General features: G+C 45.5%; 3 protein-coding genes. All 3 read left to right on the forward strand.

Annotated elements, in window-relative coordinates; all coding sequences use genetic code 11:
- Positions 1-124: 124 nt before the first annotated feature.
- Positions 125-1,504, forward strand: a complete 1,380-nt coding sequence (locus tag RYO92_RS11050; protein ID WP_315370412.1) for a DUF1576 domain-containing protein — start codon at positions 125-127, stop codon at positions 1,502-1,504.
- An 85-nt stretch (positions 1,505-1,589) separates the two neighbouring features.
- Positions 1,590-2,702, forward strand: a complete 1,113-nt coding sequence (locus RYO92_RS11055; protein WP_315370413.1) for a cation diffusion facilitator family transporter — start codon at positions 1,590-1,592, stop codon at positions 2,700-2,702.
- A 126-nt stretch (positions 2,703-2,828) separates the two neighbouring features.
- A partial coding sequence (locus RYO92_RS11060; protein ID WP_331649063.1) for a GHMP family kinase ATP-binding protein occupies positions 2,829-3,412 on the forward strand: 584 nt, incomplete at its 3' end.

The raw sequence follows: 3,412 nt of genomic DNA on the forward strand, positions 1-3,412 counted from the left end.
GGAATTGCTTAGAATCTTATAATTGCTTATTTTTTCTTTTTCTTGTACTATTTTAATAGTTTCATATTGGAGAATCGGCTAGGAAAATCCCCCTCCCCCGGCAGTGAAGGAGCAGAATTTTTTCATGAAAAATGCAGAAGACAGCAAGTTGCTTTTACATCATTTTCTCCCGAACTGGGAGCGTTATCTTTTAATGTCCATCGTGCCTATTTATTTTATGCTCATCAGTCTTACCCAGCAAAACCCTATGAGCATTTTTGAAGGTGTACGGGAAATCATTGTGCAACCGGATATTTTGATTACGGACTATTTTGTGGTAGGCGGCGTGGGCGCAGCCTTTTTCAATGCGGGATGCCTCACCATTATTTCCCTGGGCTTACTCTGTATCGCCAAATCCAATTTTGACGGAAGCTGTATTATGGCCTCCTGCCTGATGTTCGGCTTTTCTCTTTTCGGAAAGAATCTTTTAAATATCTGGGCGATAATTCTGGGCTATGCCCTTTATGCCAAAATTCACCGGGTTCCCTTCCGAAAATATCTTCATATCGGGCTTTGCGGTACCACCCTTTCTCCGATTATCACCCAGATTCTGCTGATTCCCAATATTCCGGATGTCCTGCAGCTTCTTTTGGCGCTTGCTGTGGGGCTTGTCATCGGTTATGTTCTGGTTCCCATTTCCCTCCACACCAAGCACGCTCACATGGGCTATTCCCTCTACAATGCCGGTTTCGCCTGCGGTATTATCGCCACCATCGTCATTTCCCTGATGAAATCCTTCGGGGTAAAAATCGAGTCCCGACTGGTTTGGGATACCGACCACAGACTCTTTGGCTTCTACAGTCTGCTTGCGCTCTTTCTCGTCTTGATGCTCCTTTCCCTTTTCTTTGGGCGAAAGGAAACAATTCTTGGCTATCGGGATATCCTGAAGGAAAGCGGACAGGGAAATCCGGACTATTTAAAGAAATACGGAGACTATCCCACCATTTTCAACATGGGGGTAAACGGTCTTGCCATGACTTTGATTCTCTACATTCTGGGAGGAGACTTTAACGGCCCCACCATCGGTTCCATCTTCTGTCTGGTGGGCTTTAGCGCCACCGGAAAGCATCTTAGAAATATTTTACCGGTAATCTTCGGCGTAATTCTTGCAGGATTCTTGAAGGTTTGGTCCGTGCAGGATCCCAGCTCTACCCTCACCCTGATTCTTGTGACCACCCTGGCTCCCATTGCAGGAGAATTCGGCATTTTCTGGGGAATTGCAGCCGGTTTTCTTCATTCTTCCGTTGCCTTAAATGTTGGAATTCTTTATAATGGGACAAATCTTTATAACAACGGCTTTGCCGGAGGTGTGGTGGCCATTTTCCTTGTGCCCATTATCCTTGCCATCAAGGACAGACAGAAGCCTATGGCCATTTACGATGAAGAGGCGAAGAAGCTTGCCATTAAAGACAAGCTTTTTGACAAGCCGGAGGTAAAGCTTCCGAAAAACATCTTTTGGAAATAAGATAGCAAAGAGAAGGGAGATTTCTGTAGAAAACAGTTGAGAGAAAGCGAAAGGAATTCTGCGAAACATAGAATAAAGTAACTTTATGAATAACAATAGAGAAAAAGTCATTGTACAAACCAGTATCATCGGTATTCTGGCCAATCTGTTTTTGGCCGGTTTTAAAGCAGGAGTCGGACTTTTTTCCAACTCCATTTCCATTACTCTGGATGCAGTAAATAATCTAACGGATGCCCTGTCCTCAGTCATAACCATTGTAGGAACCCGCCTGGCCAGCAGGGCACCGGACAGAGAGCATCCTTTGGGGCACGGACGAATTGAATATCTCACCGCCAGTGTCATCAGTCTTTTGGTGCTCTATGCCGGATTCACTTCTTTAATTGAATCGGGAAAGAAAATCCTTCATCCGGAGGAGCCCAGCTACAGTATGATTTCCTTAGTAATCATTTTTGTAGCGGTTTTGGTCAAATTTTTCTTGAGCCGTTTTGTAAAAAGAAGAGGTGAAAATGTAAATTCCCAAAATCTTATTGCCAGTGGTGAGGATGCGGGAAATGATGCCATCCTGTCCTTATCCGTATTTTTATCCGCCCTCTTTTTCCGTTTTACCGGTATCTCCTTAGAGGCCTATGTGGGTGTTGTGATTTCCTTCTTTATCTTAAAAGCCGGCTGGGAGCTTTTACAGGAAACCCTTTCCCAGATTCTTGGTGCAAGAGCGGACAGCAACTTGACTAAGGAGATTAAAGAAACCATCAATGCCATTCCCGAAGTTTTCGGAACCTATGATCTCTTCCTCCATAACTATGGGCCAGACACCTATCTGGCCTCCGCCCATATCGAGGTGGCGGATACCATGCACGCCGCAGAGCTGGATGCCTTAATGCGGAAGATTGAAAGGAAAATCTACAAAAACTTCCATGTGGTTATGGCGGGAATCAGCATTTACTCCCGCAACACGGAAAATAAAGCCCTCCTGAAGCTCCAGCAGGAAATTCATGATCTGGTTTTATCCAAGGAGCATGTTTTACAGATGCATGGCTTTTATGTAGAAGAAGAGACGAAACGGATTCACATGGATATAGTGGTGGATTTCGAAGAAAAGGACCGGGATGGCCTTATTGCCGGCATCCAAAAAGAGCTGGAAGAGAAATTCCCCGGCTATCAGTTTCTGATTACCCGAGATTTGGATATTTCCGATTAAATGCTATACTGTAAAAGCAAAATTACAGGCTAATATGTGTAGGAGCTTGTAAGCCACCCGGCGGGTGCATAAGGGGGCTATCCCCCTCATTCTGACAGCTACATCAATTTTCCATAAGGAGCAAACATGATTATTACCAAAACCCCCTTTCGAATGTCCTTTTTCGGTGGCGGCACCGATATGGAAGAATATTTCAAGGAGCATGGCGGAGCGGTGCTTTCCACCACCTTTGACAAATACTGTTATGTAAATGTCCGGCATTTGCCTCCTTTTTTTGACTATAGCACCGAGCTTTCCTACTCCAAGACGGAAAGGGTCTCTTCTCTTGAGGAAATCCAGCACCCTGCTATCCGGGAGGCGATGAAAATGTTGGATATGCAGAAGATTCGTTTGAATTATGAGGCGGATCTTCCCGCCCGTTCCGGCCTTGGCACCAGCTCTTCCTTTGCGGTAGGTATGCTCCATGCCTTCCATGCCTTAAAGGGAAAGTATGTGGGAAAGAAAACCCTGGCGGATGAAGCCATTTATCTGGAAAGGGTACTCTGTAATGAATCCGGCGGCTGGCAGGACCAGATTGCCGCGGCCTTTGGGGGACTTAATCATATCGAGTTTTCCCAAAACGGCTATACCGTAAGCCCCATCCTCATTTTCCCGGAAAGAAAGAAGGCCTTGGAAGAGAATCTGATGCTCTTCTTCACCGGCTTTACCCG

Origin of the sequence: Oribacterium sinus (assembly GCF_963553175.1) — a bacterium.
In the GTDB taxonomy this organism is placed as follows: domain Bacteria; phylum Bacillota; class Clostridia; order Lachnospirales; family Lachnospiraceae; genus Oribacterium; species Oribacterium sinus_B.

Excerpts from the sequence above, each read along its gene's own strand:
- RYO92_RS11055 (WP_315370413.1), top strand. The coding sequence starts at position 1,590 with ATGAATAACAATAGAGAAAAAGTCATTGTACAAACCAGTATCATCGGT.
- RYO92_RS11050 (WP_315370412.1), top strand. The coding sequence starts at position 125 with ATGAAAAATGCAGAAGACAGCAAGTTGCTTTTACATCATTTTCTCCCG.